The 20,398-nt window shown below is 41.0% G+C and carries 16 protein-coding genes, 2 tRNA genes and 3 rRNA genes; 11 read left to right on the top strand and 10 right to left on the bottom strand.

Annotated features, from left to right (window positions below):
- Nucleotides 1-2: 2 nt before the first annotated feature.
- From RGQ13_RS12590 to rrf, 10 genes are all read left to right on the top strand, one after another.
- The gene (locus tag RGQ13_RS12590) at nt 3-779 is read left to right on the top strand and encodes an enoyl-CoA hydratase (RefSeq protein WP_348390097.1); all 777 of its coding nucleotides are present in this window, start codon (nt 3-5) and stop codon (nt 777-779) included.
- Between the two features lie 9 nt (nt 780-788).
- Nucleotides 789-1,907, top strand: a complete 1,119-nt coding sequence (locus tag RGQ13_RS12585; RefSeq protein WP_348390096.1) for an enoyl-CoA hydratase/isomerase family protein — start codon at nt 789-791, stop codon at nt 1,905-1,907.
- Between the two features lie 71 nt (nt 1,908-1,978).
- The gene (gene mmsB, locus RGQ13_RS12580) at nt 1,979-2,866 is read left to right on the top strand and encodes a 3-hydroxyisobutyrate dehydrogenase (protein ID WP_348390095.1); all 888 of its coding nucleotides are present in this window, start codon (nt 1,979-1,981) and stop codon (nt 2,864-2,866) included.
- Between the two features lie 29 nt (nt 2,867-2,895).
- Nucleotides 2,896-3,657 carry an SDR family oxidoreductase gene (locus tag RGQ13_RS12575; RefSeq protein ID WP_348390094.1) on the top strand — a complete coding sequence of 254 codons (762 nt, stop codon included), beginning with the start codon at nt 2,896-2,898 and terminating at the stop codon, nt 3,655-3,657.
- 247 nt (nt 3,658-3,904) lie between these two features.
- Nucleotides 3,905-4,441, top strand: coding sequence for a D-glycero-beta-D-manno-heptose 1,7-bisphosphate 7-phosphatase (gene gmhB / locus RGQ13_RS12570; RefSeq protein WP_348390093.1), 537 nt, complete (start codon nt 3,905-3,907; stop codon nt 4,439-4,441).
- 570 nt (nt 4,442-5,011) lie between these two features.
- Nucleotides 5,012-6,556, top strand: a 16S ribosomal RNA gene (locus RGQ13_RS12565).
- A 119-nt stretch (nt 6,557-6,675) separates the two neighbouring features.
- A tRNA-Ile gene (locus RGQ13_RS12560) sits at nt 6,676-6,752 on the top strand.
- A gap of 101 nt (nt 6,753-6,853) precedes the next feature.
- Nucleotides 6,854-6,929 (top strand) — tRNA-Ala (locus RGQ13_RS12555).
- 425 nt (nt 6,930-7,354) lie between these two features.
- Nucleotides 7,355-10,246: ribosomal RNA gene (locus RGQ13_RS12550) — 23S ribosomal RNA — on the top strand.
- Nucleotides 10,247-10,410: 164 nt separating this feature from the next.
- Nucleotides 10,411-10,525, top strand: a 5S ribosomal RNA gene (gene rrf / locus RGQ13_RS12545).
- Together the 16S, 23S and 5S rRNA genes with 2 tRNA genes alongside form the textbook arrangement of a ribosomal RNA operon.
- 383 nt (nt 10,526-10,908) lie before the next feature.
- On the opposite strand, the gene RGQ13_RS12540 is transcribed toward rrf, so the two are convergent.
- Nucleotides 10,909-11,301, bottom strand: a complete 393-nt coding sequence (locus RGQ13_RS12540) for an MAPEG family protein (protein WP_348390092.1) — start codon at nt 11,299-11,301, stop codon at nt 10,909-10,911.
- 195 nt (nt 11,302-11,496) lie between these two features.
- Here RGQ13_RS12540 and RGQ13_RS12535 point away from each other — a divergent pair, with 195 nt between their 5' ends.
- Nucleotides 11,497-12,102: an energy transducer TonB gene (locus RGQ13_RS12535; protein ID WP_348390091.1), complete on the top strand. Its 606-nt coding sequence runs from the start codon at nt 11,497-11,499 to the stop codon at nt 12,100-12,102.
- A 14-nt stretch (nt 12,103-12,116) separates the two neighbouring features.
- Here the strand turns inward: RGQ13_RS12535 and RGQ13_RS12530 are convergent, their stop codons facing one another.
- Genes RGQ13_RS12530 through hisG form a run of 9 tightly spaced genes read right to left on the bottom strand, consistent with a single transcriptional unit; the run spans nt 12,117 to nt 19,782 of the window.
- Entirely contained in the window at nt 12,117-12,584 is a 468-nt protein-coding gene (locus RGQ13_RS12530) for a GNAT family N-acetyltransferase (RefSeq protein ID WP_348390090.1), read from the bottom strand.
- 25 nt (nt 12,585-12,609) lie between these two features.
- A complete protein-coding gene (hisIE, locus tag RGQ13_RS12525) occupies nt 12,610-13,227 on the bottom strand; it encodes a bifunctional phosphoribosyl-AMP cyclohydrolase/phosphoribosyl-ATP diphosphatase HisIE (RefSeq protein ID WP_348390089.1) in 618 nt (205 codons plus the stop codon).
- 53 nt (nt 13,228-13,280) lie between these two features.
- Nucleotides 13,281-14,054 carry an imidazole glycerol phosphate synthase subunit HisF gene (gene hisF / locus RGQ13_RS12520; protein WP_348390088.1) on the bottom strand — a complete coding sequence of 258 codons (774 nt, stop codon included), beginning with the start codon at nt 14,052-14,054 and terminating at the stop codon, nt 13,281-13,283.
- Nucleotides 14,036-14,773 carry a 1-(5-phosphoribosyl)-5-[(5-phosphoribosylamino)methylideneamino]imidazole-4-carboxamide isomerase gene (gene hisA, locus RGQ13_RS12515; protein WP_348390087.1) on the bottom strand — a complete coding sequence of 246 codons (738 nt, stop codon included), beginning with the start codon at nt 14,771-14,773 and terminating at the stop codon, nt 14,036-14,038. Before hisA ends, hisF begins: the two co-directional genes overlap by 19 nt.
- Nucleotides 14,773-15,411, bottom strand: coding sequence for an imidazole glycerol phosphate synthase subunit HisH (hisH, locus tag RGQ13_RS12510; RefSeq protein ID WP_348390086.1), 639 nt, complete (start codon nt 15,409-15,411; stop codon nt 14,773-14,775). Before hisH ends, hisA begins: the two co-directional genes overlap by 1 nt.
- Nucleotides 15,411-16,493: a bifunctional histidinol-phosphatase/imidazoleglycerol-phosphate dehydratase HisB gene (gene hisB, locus RGQ13_RS12505; RefSeq protein WP_348390085.1), complete on the bottom strand. Its 1,083-nt coding sequence runs from the start codon at nt 16,491-16,493 to the stop codon at nt 15,411-15,413. Before hisB ends, hisH begins: the two co-directional genes overlap by 1 nt.
- Entirely contained in the window at nt 16,481-17,584 is a 1,104-nt protein-coding gene (gene hisC, locus RGQ13_RS12500) for a histidinol-phosphate transaminase (RefSeq protein WP_348390084.1), read from the bottom strand. The genes hisB and hisC overlap by 13 nt, the downstream gene beginning before the upstream one ends.
- 2 nt (nt 17,585-17,586) lie before the next feature.
- Nucleotides 17,587-18,873, bottom strand: coding sequence for a histidinol dehydrogenase (hisD, locus tag RGQ13_RS12495; RefSeq protein WP_348390083.1), 1,287 nt, complete (start codon nt 18,871-18,873; stop codon nt 17,587-17,589).
- 3 nt (nt 18,874-18,876) lie between these two features.
- Nucleotides 18,877-19,782, bottom strand: coding sequence for an ATP phosphoribosyltransferase (hisG, locus tag RGQ13_RS12490; protein ID WP_348390082.1), 906 nt, complete (start codon nt 19,780-19,782; stop codon nt 18,877-18,879).
- Nucleotides 19,783-20,398: the final 616 nt, after the last annotated feature.

The raw sequence follows: 20,398 nt of genomic DNA, 5'->3' as shown, positions 1-20,398 counted from the left end.
CTATGACTGATTTATTACAATTAGAAAAAAATGGTAATACAGCGGTAATTACTTTTAATAATCCTCCTGCCCATACTTGGACAGTTGAAAGCTTATCTGCCTTAACAACTATGGTTGAAGAGCTTAACCAAGATAAAGACGTTTATGCGTTAGTTGTTACCGGTGGTGGTGAAAAGTTCTTTTCAGCCGGCGCTGATTTAAACCTGTTTGCTGATGGCGATAAAGAAACAGCTACACTAATGTCTAATTTATTTGGTCAGGCATTTGAAACATTATCTAAGTTTCGTGGCGTGTCTATTGCGGCTATTAATGGCTGGTCAATGGGAGGTGGACTTGAAGTTGCCTTAGCGTGTGATCTACGTATTGCTGAAGAACATGCCAATATGGCACTACCTGAAGCTTCGGTTGGTTTGTTGCCATGTGCTGGTGGAACGCAAAACTTGCATATACTAGTTGGCGAAGGTTGGACTAAGCGTATGATTTTATGTGGTGAACGTGTAGACGCGCAAACGGCACTACGTATTGGTCTAGTTGAAGAAGTTGTTGCTAAAGGCACAGCTAAAGACGCTGCTATTGCACTTGCCAACAAAGTTGCACGTCAAAGCCCTGTAGCTGTTGCTGCATGTAAAAACCTGATTCAAATGAATCGCTCAATGCCAATTGCTGATGCACTACCTGTTGAACGTAAGGCTTTTGTCGATTTATTTGACAGCAAAGATCAAAAAGAGGGGGTTAATGCCTTTCTTGAAAAACGTAAACCACAATGGGTAAACGGATAGGATTAACAAATGTCTGAAGTAGTATTATTTGAAGAATTAACTTGTAGTAACGGTAAAAAAATTGCAGTTGCGACACTAAATGCAGAACGTTCATTAAATGCTTTAAGCCATGACATGGTTAAGCAATTATTCCCACAGTTATCTGTTTGGCAAAAAGACAGTGATATTGCTGCTGTCTTTTTACATGGCGCTGGCGAAAAAGCGTTTTGTGCCGGTGGTGATATCGTTCATCTGTATAATAATTTGCCTGAAACAAATGGTGATCCAGCTCCAGCAATCGAAGAGTTTTTCACTGACGAGTATCAATTAGATCACTTAATTCATAGCTTTAACAAGCCATTTATTGTTTGGGGAAATGGTATTGTTATGGGCGGAGGTTTAGGTTTAATGGCTGGTGGTAGTCATCGCGTTGTTACTGAATCTACCCGTATTGCTATGCCAGAAATTAGTATCGGTTTATATCCTGATGTAGGCGGCAGCTATTTCTTAAATAAAATGCCAGGTAACAGTGGTTTGTTTTTAGGTTTAACTGGCGCATCAATTAATGCCAGTGATGCTAAATATACCCACCTTGCTGACCATTTTATTTCTAATGATAAAAAACAATCAGTATTAGACGAGTTATTAACAATAAAATGGGGCGATACCATAGCGCTTAATCATGAGAAATTAAACTCTATAATGGTCGATTTTGAACAACGCTCTATTGCTAGTGCTCCAATTTCTAATGTACAGCACCACCAAGCATTAATTTCTGACTTAACAAGTTCTGATAATTTAGCCTCAATTGTGGAAAATATCTTAGCATTTGAAACAGAAGATAAATGGTTGTCGCGAGCGAAAAAGTCACTTGCACACGGTAGCGCATTAAGTGCCATGCTTACTTATCGTCAACTTAAAGAAAGCGCAAACTTATCTTTAGCGGATTGCTTTAGATTAGAGCTTGGTGTATCAACAAAGTGTGGTGAATTTGGTGAATTCAAAGAGGGTGTTAGGGCACTTTTAATTGAAAAAGATAATAAACCAGCATGGAAGTACAAAGATGTTAGTGATGTAGACACTAATGTTATTGATTGGTTCTTTACAATGCCTTGGACACCTGCTGAACATCCATTAGCACAATTATAAGCAAAAAATAATACCAATATAACGTCCGAATAACTTCGGACCAACTAAATTTCAAAAGTTAGGAGTTAACCATGGCGAACATCGCATTTATTGGTTTAGGTAATATGGGCGGGCCAATGGCCTCAAATTTACTTAAGTCAGGTCATCAAGTTGCAGTTTTTGATTTATTTCCCGAGGCTGTCGCTAAATTAGTTAGCGAAGGCGCTTCAACTGCAGATAAAGTTTCAGAATGTGTAAAAGATGCAGAGTTTATCGTATCAATGCTACCAGCTGGCAAGCATGTTGAAGGTTTATATATAGGTGATGATGGTTTAATTAACTACATTAAGCCGGGATCATTGGTTATCGATTCATCAACAATCGATAAGGGCACCGTAATAAAAGTATCAACTGAATTAGCAAATAAAGATATTAATTTTGTTGATGCGCCAGTATCTGGCGGTGTAGGTGGTGCTCAAGCTGGAACGTTAAGCTTTATGGTTGGTGGTAATGTTGCTGATTTTAACCTAGCTAAACCTATTTTAGAAAATATGGGTAAAAATATTTTCCATGCAGGTTCTCACGGTGCAGGTCAAGTAGCTAAAGTATGCAATAACATGCTATTAGCAGTCTTAATGTCCGGAACTGCAGAAGCTCTACAGCTTGGCATGGACAATGGTCTTGATGCTGAGGTACTCTCAGACATCATGTTACAGAGCTCTGGTCGAAATTGGACCTTAGAAGTATATAATCCATGTCCTGGGGTGATGGAAAATGTACCATCATCAAATGATTATAATGGTGGTTTCATGACGAATCTAATGGCTAAAGATTTAGGTTTAGCTATGGATACTGCTGTTCAGAGCCAATCTTCAACTCCAATGGGAGCCTTGGCAAGAAATCTATTTGCATTACATGCAGGTCAAGGTAATGGCAGCAAAGATTTCTCTAGTATTATAAAAATGTTTAAAAAAACCTGAAGTTAAAGGTTAGAAGTTAAGGATCAAAAATGAATTTACAAGATAAAGTGATTGTAATCACTGGTGGCGGCCAAGGTTTAGGTCGTACAATGGCCGTAGAATTTGCCAAAAAAGGTGCTAAGTTAGCGCTTATCGATTTAGGCGAAGAAATGTTGGCCGAAACAGTTAGTTTAGTTGAACAAGCTGGCAGCTCGGCGAAATATTATTTGTCTAATGTGACGAATGAAGAACAAATTGAACAAACGTTTGAACAAATTGCTGGTGACTTTAATGGCATTGATGGCTTAGTTAACAATGCCGGCATTTTACGCGATGGTATGTTTGTTAAGGCTAAAGATGGCGAAGTTACTAAAAAGATGTCACTTGCACAGTTCCAATCTGTTATTGATGTGAATTTAACCGGTGTATTTTTATGTGGTCGTGAAGCCGCAGTGCAAATGATAAAGCATGGCCGTGAAGGTGTTATTGTTAATATGTCGTCAATTGCCCGTGGTGGTAACATGGGGCAAACTAACTACGCTGCTGCGAAAGCTGGCGTAGTTGCTATGACAGTAACATGGGCTCGCGAACTTGGTCGTCAAGGTATCCGTGTTGGTGCGATTGCGCCAGGCGTTATTAAAACAGCTATGACAGACGCAATGAAACCTGAAATGCGTGAGCGTTTAGAAAAAATGAAACCTGTTGGCCGATTAGGTACAGCAGAAGAAATCGCTCATACTGCACAATACATTTTTGAAAATGACTTCTTTACTGGTCGTGTTGTAGAATGTGACGGTGGTTTAAGCATGTAAATTGCTTGGACATTTAAAAAAAAAACGAGCTCTGCTCGTTTTTTTTTGCACATTTTTCACATGAACGTTATATATTAGGCAAGCACTAGTACAGGACGTACGTAGATAGAATAACGCAGGAGCAGTTATCGAGGAACAATTGCCGTAGATGTGCTTGTACTCGACAGACAGGATGTCTTTTGTGAGTGGTTGCTTATAATAAGTGCTAAGTATTAGATATCATAATTAAGAAAATAAAGAGTAATAAATGAATAGAGCATTATTTCTTGATAGGGACGGCATTATTAATGTTGATCACGGCTACGTTTATAAACCCGATGAGTTTGAATTTGTCGATGGTATATTCGATGTTTGTCGTCATGCCCAGGAACTTGGTTTACAGCTAATCGTGATCACAAATCAATCAGGTATTGGTCGAGGAAAATATTCAGAACAGCAATTTTTGACCCTAAGTAGTTGGATGAAAAAAGAATTTTTGAAAGAAAGAATCATTATTACAGATGTGTTCTTTTGCCCCCATCACCCAACAAAAGGTCTTGATGCCTATAAAGTAGCATGTAAATGTCGAAAACCTGAGCCAGGAATGATCTTTAAAGCTGCAGAAAAACATAATATAGATCTGAAACAGAGTATCTTCATTGGCGATAAAGTGTCAGATATTAAGGCCGCTGAAAATGCAGGCGTGCATAATCGCATCTTAGTAAGTGGTAAATACTCGGATGATGGCTCTATTACTGCCCATCGAATTGATAGTGTTTGCTCAGCAATTAACCATATCGACTAAATTTGTACGTTAAACGTACAAATAAACACCTTTATTAAATTAATTTAATAAAGGTGTTGACCTTATCGAAAAAATCACTAAAATGCGCATCTCTTCTTCGGGGCAACCCAAGAAGGTGTTTTAATAAGTTAAGTAATCCAATAGGTGAACTTAATAGCCAATGAAACGTTTTAAAATAGCTTTTAGAAATAATAGCAAAAACTTAAAAAAATCGTTGACATTAAAACTAGGATGCTTATAATGCGCATCCTGCTTCGGGCAAACGGTACTACCGACCTGGAGTTAAAGAGACTAACGAATGCGATTAGCTCTTCGTTCTAATAAGAACGGTTCTTTAACAATTAGTTATCATGCAATTTGTGTGGGCACTCACATTAAGATTGATTTACAACATAGATACCTCGGTATCGAAATCACTTAATGATGATGAACACACAAACAAATTAATTATCTTTATTTAGCGATGAAGTTAATTAGTACGTTTTAGTTTAACCAGCTTCTGGTTAGACGAAACATTCAGAATTCATTGAGTAGAAACAAGCTTGTCTTGTTTCAAATGTAACAACTTTTTAATTGAAGAGTTTGATCATGGCTCAGATTGAACGCTGGCGGCAGGCTTAACACATGCAAGTCGAGCGGAAACGAGAGGTAGCTTGCTACTTCGGCGTCGAGCGGCGGACGGGTGAGTAATGCTTGGGAATATGCCTTTGAGTGGGGGACAACAGTTGGAAACGACTGCTAATACCGCATAATGTCTACGGACCAAAGGGGGGGACGCTTCGGCACCTCTCGCTCATAGATTAGCCCAAGTGAGATTAGCTAGTTGGTAAGGTAAAGGCTTACCAAGGCGACGATCTCTAGCTGGTTTGAGAGGATGATCAGCCACACTGGGACTGAGACACGGCCCAGACTCCTACGGGAGGCAGCAGTGGGGAATATTGCACAATGGGCGAAAGCCTGATGCAGCCATGCCGCGTGTGTGAAGAAGGCCTTCGGGTTGTAAAGCACTTTCAGTTGTGAGGAAAGGTTAGTAGTTAATAACTGCTAGCTGTGACGTTAGCAACAGAAGAAGCACCGGCTAACTCCGTGCCAGCAGCCGCGGTAATACGGAGGGTGCGAGCGTTAATCGGAATTACTGGGCGTAAAGCGTGCGTAGGCGGTTTGTTAAGCAAGATGTGAAAGCCCAGGGCTCAACCTTGGAACTGCATTTTGAACTGGCAAGCTAGAGTATTGTAGAGGGTGGTGGAATTTCCAGTGTAGCGGTGAAATGCGTAGAGATTGGAAGGAACATCAGTGGCGAAGGCGGCCACCTGGACAAATACTGACGCTGAGGCACGAAAGCGTGGGGAGCAAACAGGATTAGATACCCTGGTAGTCCACGCCGTAAACGATGTCAACTAGCTGTCTGTAGACTTGATCTGTGGGTAGCGCAGCTAACGCGATAAGTTGACCGCCTGGGGAGTACGGCCGCAAGGTTAAAACTCAAATGAATTGACGGGGGCCCGCACAAGCGGTGGAGCATGTGGTTTAATTCGATGCAACGCGAAGAACCTTACCATCCCTTGACATCCAGAGAATTTTCTAGAGATAGATTAGTGCCTTCGGGAACTCTGAGACAGGTGCTGCATGGCTGTCGTCAGCTCGTGTTGTGAAATGTTGGGTTAAGTCCCGCAACGAGCGCAACCCCTATCCTTATTTGCCAGCGAGTAGTGTCGGGAACTTTAAGGAGACTGCCGGTGATAAACCGGAGGAAGGTGGGGACGACGTCAAGTCATCATGGCCCTTACGGGATGGGCTACACACGTGCTACAATGGCAAGTACAGAGGGCAGCAATACCGCGAGGTGGAGCGAATCCCACAAAGCTTGTCGTAGTCCGGATCGGAGTCTGCAACTCGACTCCGTGAAGTCGGAATCGCTAGTAATCGTGGATCAGAATGCCACGGTGAATACGTTCCCGGGCCTTGTACACACCGCCCGTCACACCATGGGAGTGGGTTGCAAAAGAAGTAGCTAGTTTAACCTTCGGGGGGACGGTTACCACTTTGTGATTCATGACTGGGGTGAAGTCGTAACAAGGTAACCCTAGGGGAACCTGGGGTTGGATCACCTCCTTACCTTAAGTAGACAACTTAATGGAAGCTAACTTGTTAGTTTCGCGAGTGTTCACACAAATTGTATGATAACGAAAGATGAAGAAAATAGGTCGTAACTTAGGTTGCAGACCCATCATGATAGGTCTGTAGCTCAGCTGGTTAGAGCGCACCCCTGATAAGGGTGAGGTCGGCAGTTCAAGTCTGCCCAGACCTACCAATTTAACGTTTTTAGTGCGTTATTTCATGACTTGTGTAGGTGAACTACACGGCGTCATAAAATGCCTTCTAAAAAGAGTTAAATACCATTGGTAACACAATGGGGCTATAGCTCAGCTGGGAGAGCGCCTGCCTTGCACGCAGGAGGTCAGCAGTTCGATCCTGCTTAGCTCCACCATTTTCTTCTTAACGTAAGAAGCCAAACTTAAAACATCCCCTTTATGATAAAGGATGATGCGTTAAGTTTGGTTTTTAACCAAAATCTGCACCGAATGCGTGTGTTGATTAACTCTTTAACAATTTGGAAAGCTGATATTAAACCCGATGATTTGTGTTGTAGATCTCCAATCTATAACGTCAGCAAATCATCACGATAAACAACTTGTTGTTTATCACTGAGTTGTTTTATACAACAACTCAAATTATTAATTACATATCTTATCGTTATGTAATTAGTTCTTACTCAAGGCTCACAGTTTACTGTGGGTTTGGCAACGTAGGTTGCCAACATTCTTATTGAATGCGTGAAAATGTCAGACCTATAACTTAGTTCGGATTAGTCTCCGAGCATTCTTGAAGTTGCAAGACTTTTTGGGGTTGTATGGTTAAGTGACTAAGCGTATGTGGTGGATGCCTTGGCAGTTAGAGGCGATGAAGGACGTGTTAATCTGCGAAAAGCTGTGTTAAGCCGATAAAAGGCGCTATAGACACAGATGTCCGAATGGGGGAACCCACCTGTCGTAAGGCAGGTATCGTATAGTGAATACATAGCTATGCGAGGCGAACCGGGAGAACTGAAACATCTAAGTACCCCGAGGAAAAGAAATCAACCGAGATTTCGTTAGTAGCGGCGAGCGAACGCGAATCAGCCCTTAAGCTATTTGGGCGTTAGTGGAATGTTCTGGAAAGGACAGCGATACAGGGTGATAGCCCCGTACACAAAAACAACCTAATAGTGAAATCGAGTAGGTCGGGACACGAGAAATCTTGACTGAATATGGGGGGACCATCCTCCAAGGCTAAATACTCCTAACTGACCGATAGTGAACCAGTACCGTGAGGGAAAGGCGAAAAGAACCCCTGTGAGGGGAGTGAAATAGAACCTGAAACCGCATACGTACAAGCAGTGGAAGCCGGATTTAGTCCGGTGCCTGCGTACCTTTTGTATAATGGGTCAGCGACTTATGTTCTGTAGCAAGGTTAACCGAATAGGGGAGCCGTAGCGAAAGCGAGTGTTAACTGCGCGTTTAGTTGCAGGGCATAGACCCGAAACCCGGCGATCTACCCATGGGCAGGTTGAAGGTTGAGTAACATCAACTGGAGGACCGAACACACGTATGTTGAAAAATGCGGTGATGACTTGTGGGTCGGAGTGAAAGGCTAATCAAGCCGGGAGATAGCTGGTTCTCCCCGAAATCTATTTAGGTAGAGCCTCGCACGAACACCATTGGGGGTAGAGCACTGTTAAGGCTAGGGGGTCATCCCGACTTACCAACCCTTTGCAAACTCCGAATACCAATGAGTGATATGCGGGAGACACACTACGGGTGCTAACGTCCGTTGTGGAAAGGGAAACAACCCAGACCGCCAGCTAAGGTCCCAAAGTCATAGTTAAGTGGGAAACGATGTGGAAAGGCATAGACAGCTAGGAGGTTGGCTTAGAAGCAGCCATCCTTTAAAGAAAGCGTAATAGCTCACTAGTCGAGTCGGTCTGCGCGGAAGATGTAACGGGGCTAAACTATGCACCGAAGCTGCGGATTTGAACTTAGGTTCAAGTGGTAGGGGAGCGTTCTGTAAGCCGTTGAAGGTGAATCGTAAGGTTTGCTGGAGGTATCAGAAGTGCGAATGCTGACATGAGTAACGATAAGGGGAGTGAAAAACTCCCCCGCCGAAAGACCAAGGTTTCCTGTCCCATGTTAATCAGGGCAGGGTAAGTCGGCCCCTAAGGCGAGGCGGAAACGCGTAGTCGATGGGAAACAGATTAATATTTCTGTACTTCTATATATTGCGAAGGAGGGACGGAGCAGGCTAAGCAGGCATGGCGATGGTTGTCCATGTGAAAGTATGTAGGTTGGTGACTTAGGTAAATCCGGGTCGCTGTTAAGACTGAGATACGAGACGAGACTCTACGGAGTTGAAGTTGTTGATGCCATACTTCCAGGAAAAGCTTCTAAGCTTCAGATATATAGGAACCGTACCCCAAACCGACACAGGTGGTTAGGTAGAGAATACTAAGGCGCTTGAGAGAACTCGGGTGAAGGAACTAGGCAAAATAGTACCGTAACTTCGGGAGAAGGTACGCTCTCTATTGTGAACTCTTTACGAGGTAAGCAGCGGAGAGTCGAAGTAACCAGGTGGCTGGAACTGTTTATTAAAAACACAGCACTGTGCAAAATCGAAAGATGACGTATACGGTGTGACGCCTGCCCGGTGCCGGAAGGTTAATTGATTCGGTTAGCGTAAGCGAAGCTGATGATCGAAGCCCCGGTAAACGGCGGCCGTAACTATAACGGTCCTAAGGTAGCGAAATTCCTTGTCGGGTAAGTTCCGACCTGCACGAATGGCGTAATCATGGCCACACTGTCTCCACCCGAGACTCAGTGAAATTGAATTTGCGGTTAAGATGCCGTATACCCGCGGCTAGACGGAAAGACCCCGTGAACCTTTACTATAGCTTGACAGTGAACATTGCTCCTACATGTGTAGGATAGGTGGGAGGCATTGAAACCGCGTCGCTAGATGTGGTGGAGCCAATCTTGAAATACCACCCTTGTATGCGTGATGTTCTAACCTAGGGCCCTAATCGGGCTTGGGGACACTGTCTGGTGGGTAGTTTGACTGGGGCGGTCTCCTCCCAAAGAGTAACGGAGGAGCACGAAGGTTGGCTAAGTATGGTCGGACATCATACGGTTAGTGCAATGGCATAAGCCAGCTTAACTGCGAGACAGACACGTCGAGCAGGTACGAAAGTAGGTCATAGTGATCCGGTGGTTCTGTATGGAAGGGCCATCGCTCAACGGATAAAAGGTACTCCGGGGATAACAGGCTGATACCGCCCAAGAGTTCATATCGACGGCGGTGTTTGGCACCTCGATGTCGGCTCATCACATCCTGGGGCTGAAGTCGGTCCCAAGGGTATGGCTGTTCGCCATTTAAAGTGGTACGCGAGCTGGGTTTAGAACGTCGTGAGACAGTTCGGTCCCTATCTGCCGTGGGCGTTTGAGAATTGAAGAGGGCTGCTCCTAGTACGAGAGGACCGGAGTGGACGAACCTCTGGTGTTCGGGTTGTCACGCCAGTGGCATTGCCCGGTAGCTACGTTCGGAACTGATAACCGCTGAAAGCATCTAAGCGGGAAGCAGGCTTTGAGATGAGTTCTCACTGGGACTTTAAGTCCCCTAAAGGGTCGTTGGAGACTACAACGTTGATAGGTCAGGTGTGTAAGTGCTGTGAGGCATTGAGCTAACTGATACTAATTGCCCGTGAGGCTTAACCATACAACACCCAAGCAGTTTTGCTTTGAGAGATTGTATGGTCTGATACTCTTTTAAAGAGATTCACGCATTACAAAGAATACTTGAGACACTGGTTTAATATCGATTTTTCCAAATTCGTTATTCGATACGTCGAATAACAGGTTCGTAAGAACCAACAGTTTTTGTCTGGCGACAATAGCACTGTGGCCCCACCTGATCCCATGCCGAACTCAGAAGTGAAACGCAGTTGCGCCGATGGTAGTGTGGGAGTTCCCATGTGAGAGTAGGTCATCGCCAGGCTTCCAATTTAGAAAAGGCCCTTCGCTTACGCGAAGGGCCTTTTTTCGTCTTAGGAGCCTGGCGTGACCTCGATAATTGCTCCTGCGTTATTCTACCTACGCACATCCATGTGCTAGTACTTCTTTGTAGGCATAACCGTGCGTATCCAATTCAGGCACGCTTCAACCGTATGAGGTCCCGGACATCGCTAAAGCTCTTCCGGGATGACGGTATATATTTTCTTGAAACAATTAACACCGTCATTCCATCACGAGCACTAGCGAGATGTGGAACCTCCTGACGCGAATAGTGATCAGGATATTATTCGTTTTTGCTCTTCGTTACTCAAAGTTTATAAAGTGGGCAGCACTTTATAAACGCTCTAGTTTCTCGTATCTATTATTTTAAAACATAGCCAAAATATTACATACTGCTAAAATAAGCATAGTTAGAAACGTTGCTATCATACCAACAAAACGTTGCCAAGAAGTTCCTATGCTTTTGCCCAAACCAATTGCATGTAAAAAACGAGCCGTTACCAATAAGCCACCTAACAGGTGAATCATTTGTGCTGAGCCACCATTTAGTTCAAACGCGGCAAATAAAATTAAAGTGATTGGTACATATTCTGAAAAATTACCGTGAACGCGAATTGCTTTAGCTAGTTCTGCGTTTTCACCATCGCCAATCCCGATTAAGTGCTTTTTGCGTAAACCAATTACTTTAAACGTTAAAGCAATATATAACACAGCTAAAATTGAAGCATAAAAGCCAGTAAGTAAAAGAGGTGGAGCCATTTTGTTTTTATCCTGTAGTAAGTGTAATCTCCATACTAGTGCAAATATCTAGTGCAAACAATTATTGCCATTAAATAAACCAAAATACTTTTACCTTTAAAATCAACGACTATACTTATACCAATTACCTGATTTGGTTTTAATTGGTACGTTATACAGATAAAGGACTATTTTGAATTAAATATAGGAAAACTATTGAAATTTATTATTCCAATAATATTAGGAGGATTGATCTCCTTTGCATTGTTTGCATTGATGGCATCTCTTGTTGCTACTGAAGACGTCTATTTGGAATCCGTTGATGAATCTCCAATTATCAAAATTATTAGTTTACCTAAAGAAACCAAAGTAGCTCGAAGGCATCGCATATTAGATCCTCCTCCTGAGCCCAAAGCTAAACCCTCAGGTCACATAAAAATGACTGAGCTTGAATCTAATCAGACTATAGTTCCGAGTAAGGTTGACTTACCAAATATAGAAATAGACAGTAATTTGGCTGATCAAGAGTTTACTGTAGGCATTATTAAAGACTCTGATGCGATTCCTATATATCGATCGTTACCAAGATATCCTCTTGCGGCAGCAAGAGAAAAAATAAAGGGATGGGTAAAGTTAAGTTTTAGTATTAACCGCTTTGGGAAAGTTGAAAACATTGCCATTATAGACTCAGATCCGAAAGTTATTTTTGATCAGGCTGCGATTGATGCTTTGCAGCATTGGAAATATAAGGCAAAACTGGAAAAAGGTAAAACTGTTCATCAGGAATACCTTTCAGTTAGAATTGATTTTGGCAATAATTGAAAGTTCTGAGCTTTCTAGGTACAAGTTTTAAGCATTGCAATATGCGGGATATCATCTTCTAAATACATATCTGAAACCCGCTTAAAGTTATGTTGAATATAAAATTTTTCAAGATGTTCTTGTGCTGAAATTTTTACATCTTCACCTGGCCAGGTTCGAGTACATATCTCTAATGCTTTATTCATTAAAGGGTGACCTATGCCTTTACCACGATAATCAGCTCTAGTTGCTACACGCCCTATGCTTGGATAGTCGGGATAAGTAACTCCTTTAGGCAGTAAACGTAAGTATGCTACCAATTGCTCTTCATCGTAGCCCAGTAGATGAATAGTGCCATCTACGCGATCACAATCATCTAGATCAGGGTAGTAACATGTTTGCTCTACCACAAATACATCTACTCTTAATTTCAATGCATCGTAAAGTTCAGTGGTGTTTAGCTGTGCAAATGTTTTCGCTTTCCAAGTAACGTTAACACTCATAGATTTTAACTCTTATAGTTTTATATTATTTATGCCTAGATTGTAATACAGACATCACTTGAGATAAATCTACATTTTGATCGGCTAAAAGTACAAGGGTATGATAAAACAAGTCAGCACACTCACCAATAAACTCTTCTTTTTGATTTGTTGCTGCCGCAAGAGCTACTTCAACACCTTCTTCACCAACTTTCTGAGCAACACGAGCTGTACCGCGAGATAGCAGATGCGCAGTGTAACTGTCTTCTGGTTTATCATTTTTTCGTGTATCAATAACATGTTCTAAATAGCCTAAAAAGTTCTTTTGATTAAAAGCTTCTTCGCTGAAACAAGACTCTGTACCTAAATGGCAGGTAGGTCCATCTGGGCGACAGCTAATTAGTAAACTATCTTGGTCGCAGTCAGTTAAAACACTTTGTACAAGCAAGAAATTCTTTGAGCTTTCGCCCTTTTGCCATAAGCGTTGTTTAGAGCGAGAAAAAAAAGTGGCTTTACCACTACTTAGTGTTTCGCTTAGTGCTTCTTGATTCATATAGCCTTGCATAAGTACTGCGCCAGTATCGGCGTGTTGGATAATCGCAGGGATCAAATTGTCCATTTTATCCCAAGCAAGGTTGTTAATGTTTTCGGCAGATACAATCATTTTCTTCTCTTCTTGAATTTTGTTAATCCATTTATAAACGGATATTTTATCATTTATACACGTACAGAAATGTTTTCTGTTTTTAAATAGTGCTTTAAATCTTGAATATCGATAATGCCTTTATGAAAGACACTGGCAGCTAATGCACCATCAACATCGGCTTGCTCAAATGCGTCTTTAAAGTGTTGCATAGTACCTGCACCGCCAGAGGCGATTAAAGGGATATTACATACATCTCTGATCATTGATAACTGTTCAATATCATAGCCTTGGCGTACGCCGTCTTGGTTCATTACATTTAGGACGATTTCACCTGCGCCTCGACTCTGAATTTCTTCTACCCAATCTTTTGTTTGCCATACTGTTTTAGCCGATTTACTTTCATCGCCAGTAAATTGATAAACGTGATATTGACCGGTTTCTTCATCAAAGTACGAGTCAATACCAACTACAACACACTGTTGCCCAAATTGACGAGCTAAGCGAGAAATTAAGTTAGGATCAGACAACGCAGGAGAATTGATAGATATTTTATCAGCGCCCATTAATAGCATTTTTTGTGCTTCGGCTTCTGTTTTAATACCACCAGCAACACAAAATGGTATGTCGATAACTTCAGCAATACGTTCAACCCAACTTTTATCTACTACACGTCCATCTGAACTTGCGGTGATATCATAAAATACCAATTCATCGGCACCTTCTTCAGCATAGCGTTTAGCAAGAGGAACGATATCACCAATAATTTCGTGATCTCTAAACTTTACCCCTTTTACAACAACACCGTCACGAACATCAAGACAAGGTATTATACGTTTTGCCAGCATGTGATAGCCTCCGCCACAGTGAATTTACCTTCAAGCAATGCTCGGCCTAAAATTATACCATCGGCACCAGATGCTGCTACATTTTCGATATCATCTAAACTGCCAATGCCGCCAGAGGCCTGCCAAAATACATTTGGATATTGTAATTTCAATTGTTGATAAAGTTCCACATTAGAGCCTGTTAGAGTACCGTCTTTAGAAATGTCGGTACAAAGTACTTGGCTTACGTTTTCTTCACCGTAAAAATCTAGCAGTTGTTCTAAGGTGGTATTACTTTTTTCAATCCAGCCGTGAGTAGGAAGTAATTTATCGCCTTGCTCATTTATTTGTACGTCTAACGCTAATACTATTTTATCTTTGCCATAAATAGTAAACCAAGACTTCACCAGTTCTGGCTGTTTAATGGCTAATGAACCAATAACTACCTTACTTGCGCCTAATGCTAATAAATCATCAACATCTTGTTGGCAGCGAACACCACCACCAACTTGTACTGGCATTTTGGCAACACTTATAATTTCTTGTAATCGTTTTGTTTGGCGCTTGCTGCTATCTTTAGCTCCGTCTAAATCAACCAAGTGTAAAATTTTCGCACCTTGTTGATAATAGCTTTCTACAAGCTGCTCTGGTGTTTGTTCATAGTTTGTTTTTTGCTGGTAATCGCCTTGGTATAAACGCACGGTTTTTCCATCAATTAAATCAATAGCTGGAATGATCATCAGCATAGCTCCATAAAATTTTTCAATATTTTCGCACCAGATTTACCTGAACGTTCAGGGTGAAATTGTACGCCGTAGTAGTTATCTTGTTGTAAGCTTGCACTAAAGCTTTGACCATAATCGCACAATGCTAAAGAGTGGCGTGAAACAGGGGCGCAATATGTATGTACAAAATAAAAATAGTCTTGCTCGTTAATATCAGAAAACAAAGGTGAAGGACTAATATTGGTTAAAGTATTCCACCCCATATGCGGTAATCTGATGTTTTCAGCGGCATTAATTTTTCCAATTTGCGAATCAATAACAGCTAAACAGGGGGTATCAATATTATTCTCTACGGAATGCTTAGTCATTAATTGCATGCCAAGACATATGCCAAGAACAGGTTGCTTTAGCCCGGTTATAACAGTAAATAAGTCACGTTCAATAATGCCCGCCATGGCATATTCAGCTGAGCCAACTCCAGGTAAGAATACTTTTTTAGCATTTTTAATATCGACACATTCTTTTGACACTAAAATTTGATATCCCAAACGCTGTAAAGCAAATTTTAACGAGCTAATGTTGGCACAGCCGGTATCAATGATCACTGCATCAGCTTGTTCACTTGTCACTTCATTAGAAGTTAAGTCATTCATTACAATACACCTTTAGAGCTCGGCATGGCGTCACCACTAACAGTAATTGCTTGACCTAATGCGCGGCCAAAAACTTTAAATAAGCTTTCAACTTGGTGGTGACAATTACCTTTTGTTGTTGATAAATGCAAGGTTACCGCCATTGCGTCAGTTAAACTCTTGAAAAAGTGACTGACCATCTGGGTAGACATACCGCCAACACGGTTATCGGTAAATTCACTATCAAATACTAAATGTGCACGACCAGATAAATCGATACTACATTCGGCTTTACATTCATCCATAGGTAATACAAAGCCAAAGCGTGTAATACCACGTTTATTGCCAAGAGCTTGTTTTAAAGCGTCGCCGAGTGCTAGAGCTGTATCTTCAACACTGTGGTGATCATCAATGTGTAAATCACCATCTACAGTACAAGTTAAAGAGAATCCTCCGTGGGTAGCGATTTGATCAAGCATATGGTCAAAGAAACCTATTCCTGTTGCTATATTGTTTGAGCCGGCTTTATCTAAATTTACTTGTACATTGATATCGGTTTCTTTAGTTGTGCGAGTAACGCATGCTTTGCGCGGGCTGTTGAGTAATTGTTCGCTAATATCGTTCCAGTTCAAATTCTCTCGGTTATATTGAATACCCGGCAACCCCATATTCTTGGCAAGCGATATATCGGTTTCTCTATCACCTATAACAAACGAATTAGCGAAATTAATTTTACCTTGCTGCAAATAATCACTAACTAGACCAAGTTTTGGTTTACGACAATTACAGTTGTCTTCATCAAAATGCGGGCATATAAGTTGATCTTTAAAGTTAACCCCTTGAGAAGCAAACATTTCTATCATTTTGTCGTGAGGTAAATCGAAATCAGCTTGCGGGTAACTTTTCGTGCCTAAGCCATCTTGGTTTGAAACGATAACTAAGGTGTAACCACTTTGCTGAAGCTTTAATAATACAGGAATAACGTTTGGTTCAAACACCAACTTTTCTAAGGTATCAACTTGCTTATCACTAATCGGCTCTTCAATTAATGTACCATCGCGGTCAATAAATAAAATATCTGATTTAGGCGCTATGTTTTGCATGTAGAGTTTTCCTGTTGCTGGTTATAGATGTTAATTGCAGATTTAAATTGCTCAAGTTCATTTGCATTGCCAATACTCACTCGCAAACAATTTTCTAAACTTAATTGGCTTGATTGATTACGGATCAGCACGCCTTGTTCTATTAATGAATTAAATAAAGCGATGGTATTATTAGCCTTAAATAGAATGTAGTTGGTTTTTGAGGTAAATAATTTTATTAACCAAGTTTGCTGCTTTAAAAACTCACTAAGCTCGATGTTGAGTTGATTGGTTGATACAACGCGCTGCTGCATATCAGCTAAGTTCTGAGTTAATGCTTTGCTTGCTATTGCACTTACCGGGTTTGAAATCGGGTAGGGTGCAATGATTTTGCTCATCATAGTAATTATTTCATTACTGGCAAGAGTAAAGCCGCAACGTAAACCCGCTAAGGCAAATGCTTTTGACAGTGTCCTTAAGATCACTAAATTTGGATACTCATTTAATAATTTAGCAAATGACAGCTCTGGGCAAAATTCAATATATGCTTCATCAACTACGACCAATGCCGAATCTTTAAATAGCTCTAGTGTAGAGATGATGTCACTTTTGTTGAGCACATCACCGGTTGGGTTATTTGGCGAGCAAATAAACACAATTTTTGTGTTATCTTTTTTAGCGCTCAATGCCGGTAAGTCAAGTTGTAGCTCATTAGTTAAGGGTACTGTTGTAATATTTACAGCATGGCCTTTTGCGCTAATTGCGTACATGCCATAAGTTGGCGGACAAATAATAATATTGTCTTGATTTGACTGACAAAAAGTCCGGATCAAAACTTCAATACCTTCGTCAGCGCCACGGGTGGCTAACACTTGCTTATTTTCCACTCCTGCATAGTCAGCGTAAGCGTTTATAAGCTGTTGTGGTTGAAAGTCAGGATAGCGGTTAAGATCACTTAAACTGATATCAAGCTCATTATTACCACCGGCTTCATTGGCATTTAGCCAGCAACTGCCTCCCGCTTGTTCGCGGCGAGCTGACTGATAAGGCACCATATTCAGTACATCTTTACGTACTAAATTGTCGATTAAGTTTGTAGGTTTATCTGTCATAACTATTTTTCCAAACGGATGGTTACAGCACGTTGGTGTGCATCTAAACCTTCAGCATCAGTTAACTCAATAATGGTTTCTGCTAAGGATTGTAATCCTTGTTTTGTCAGTTCTTGCACCGTATAGCGACGAGAGAAGTCGGCTAAAGATAACGACGATATCACTTTAGAGTAGCCATACGTTGGTAAAACGTGATTGGTACCACTGGCATAATCACCAGCTGATTCTGGTGAGTAATCACCAACAAAAATAGAACCCGCAGAGCGTATTTTAGTCATTAGTTGTTGTGGCTGTTCGGTTTGAATGCTTAAGTGCTCTGGCCCGTATAGGTTAGAAACTTTTACCGCTTCCTTGATATCATCACAAACAATCAGTCGACTTTCATTTAATGCTTGTTTGGCAATATCTTTGCGGCTTAACAATTCAACTTGTAGATCAAGCTCAGTTTGTACATTGATTGCTACATCAGCAGAATTAGTGACTAATATTACCTGAGAATCTGGACCATGCTCTGCTTGTGATAGTAAGTCAGCAGCAACAAAAGCAGGTGTTGCACTGTCATCAGCGATAACTAATAACTCAGATGGGCCAGCGGGCATATCAATGGCAAAACCAGGAACTAATTGTGAAAGTTGTTTCTTAGCTTCAGTAACAAAGCGATTACCAGGGCCAAATACTTTATTTACCGGTTTAATTGTTTCTGTACCAAGCGCTAGTGCAGCAATTGCTTGTGCACCACCAATAGTATAAATTTCGCTGATTTGGCAAAGTTTTGCTGCGTAAATGATCTCATCGGCAATCTCACCTTGTTTATTAGGAGGGCATACCAATACAACTCTATTACAGCCGGCTAATTTAGCCGGAACTCCCAACATCAAAACCGTTGAAGGTAATGGGGCCGATCCGGCAGGGATATATAAACCGACACTATCAATTGCTTCTGTTTTTAGAGTGCATTTAACACCAGGCATAGTTTCTACAACAATGTCTGTTGTCTTTTGAGCAATGTGAAAGCGCTCAATTTGGCCATATGCGGTTTGAATTGCCAACTTTCGCTTATCAGATAAACGTTGAGTCGCCTTAACCACAGCATTATCAGTCAGCTGTAAAGAGCTTAGCTTGACCTTGTCAAATAGACTAGTTAACTCAAATAAGGCGTTGTCACCTTGCTTGTCTATTTTATCAATTATATTAGCAACAGTTTTTCTTAAACCTTTGTTGTCACTAATAGCGGGCCTTGATAGTGCTTTAGTTTGTTCTGCTTTATTTAATGAGGACCAATTTAACATGTTCTATCCCATCATTTTTTCAATTGGCATAACCAAAATTGAATTACAGCCGAGTTCTTTAAGCTCTTCCATAGTTTCCCAAAAGAATGTTTCAGTACTTACCATGTGTATTGCAACTCTGTCATCACGCTCTGCTAATGGTAAAACTGTCGGTGTTTCACTGCCTGGCATAAGCGCGACTACTTCATTCAACTTGTTTTTTGGTGCGTGCATCATGATGTATTTACTTTCTTTGGCTTTTAATACACCTTCAATACGAGGAATTAAGGTATTTAGTGTCTTTTGCTTTTCTGCTGATAAAGGCTGACTGCCTTGAATTAACGCCGCTTTAGATTGATAAATAACTTCAACTTCTTTTAAGCCATTTGCTTCTAATGTTGTACCAGTTGATACTAAGTCACAAATACCATCGGCTAAACCAACTCGCGGTGCAACCTCTACTGAGCCATTAAGCTTACAAAATTCAAATTTGATATTATTATCATCACCAAAACGCGTTAATAATCTTGGGTAAGTAGTCGCTAAACGCAGTCCGTCTAAACTTTGAATTCCCTTATATTCAGTCTCTTCCGGTAAAGCAATTGATAAACGACAACCACCAAATTTTAATGACATTATTTTATTGTAGTCACTATTTTCATTAGTTAGATCGCGCTCTAATGCGTGTTCTTCTAGGGTGTTATCACCAACAATACCTAGATCACATACGCCATCCATTACTAAACCTGGAATGTCAGAGCTGCGCACCAGCATTAAGTCAATTGGCATATTTGCTACATGAGCTAACAAACGACGATCGGCTAAGTTAATTTTCATACCACAACGCTTAAATAAGCTTTGTGATTCATCACTTAGGCGGCCAGATTTTTGAATGGCAATTCTAAGTCTTTGTTTGTCGGTTGTAGTCATTTGTTGCTCCAAAATAAAATATTTATAAATTTGTAATTTTAATCAATCTAAACTGGGTTCAAAGGCATGAGTCAATTTTATGCCATTTTCAACACGGAAGTTGTATATGCCGTGATCACATGGATGTGAATATACGGTCCATGGCAAATTGACATTCCATCATCCATGAAGTGCGTCGATTTTGATGCCATCCTTGGCAATTCGACATTCCATCATCCCTGATGTAAAAAACCCCGAAAAAGTGGACTCTTTCGGGGCGTTGCTTATTTTGAGCGTCGCTTTAAGAGTCCATAGACCCTCAGCGAATAACCTGAGGGCTAGTCGATAATATGATGACGATGATGTAAGTTCAGGTTAAACATTATGTATTCTCTTTAAAATAAGGAGCTTGGCTGTAGCACCAACTCTGTTATGAACACAATAATGTTTTTTAGGTCCAATCGTCAATAGTTATTTATGAAATAAATGTGAATAATTAAATACATTTTTGCATAAGTCATAACTTTTTATTTTTTTGTGGCTAGGCAATTGATAAATAGCTTAACGCATTTACTAAATGATAGATGTATTCAGTTCGGTTTTAATTGTTTTAATTGTTTACCTAAAATAGTTACTG

It is taken from the genome of Thalassotalea psychrophila (assembly GCF_031583595.1).
In the GTDB taxonomy this organism is placed as follows: Bacteria; Pseudomonadota; Gammaproteobacteria; order Enterobacterales; family Alteromonadaceae; genus Thalassotalea_A; species Thalassotalea_A psychrophila.
This window is presented reverse-complemented; position numbering and strand designations above follow the sequence as displayed.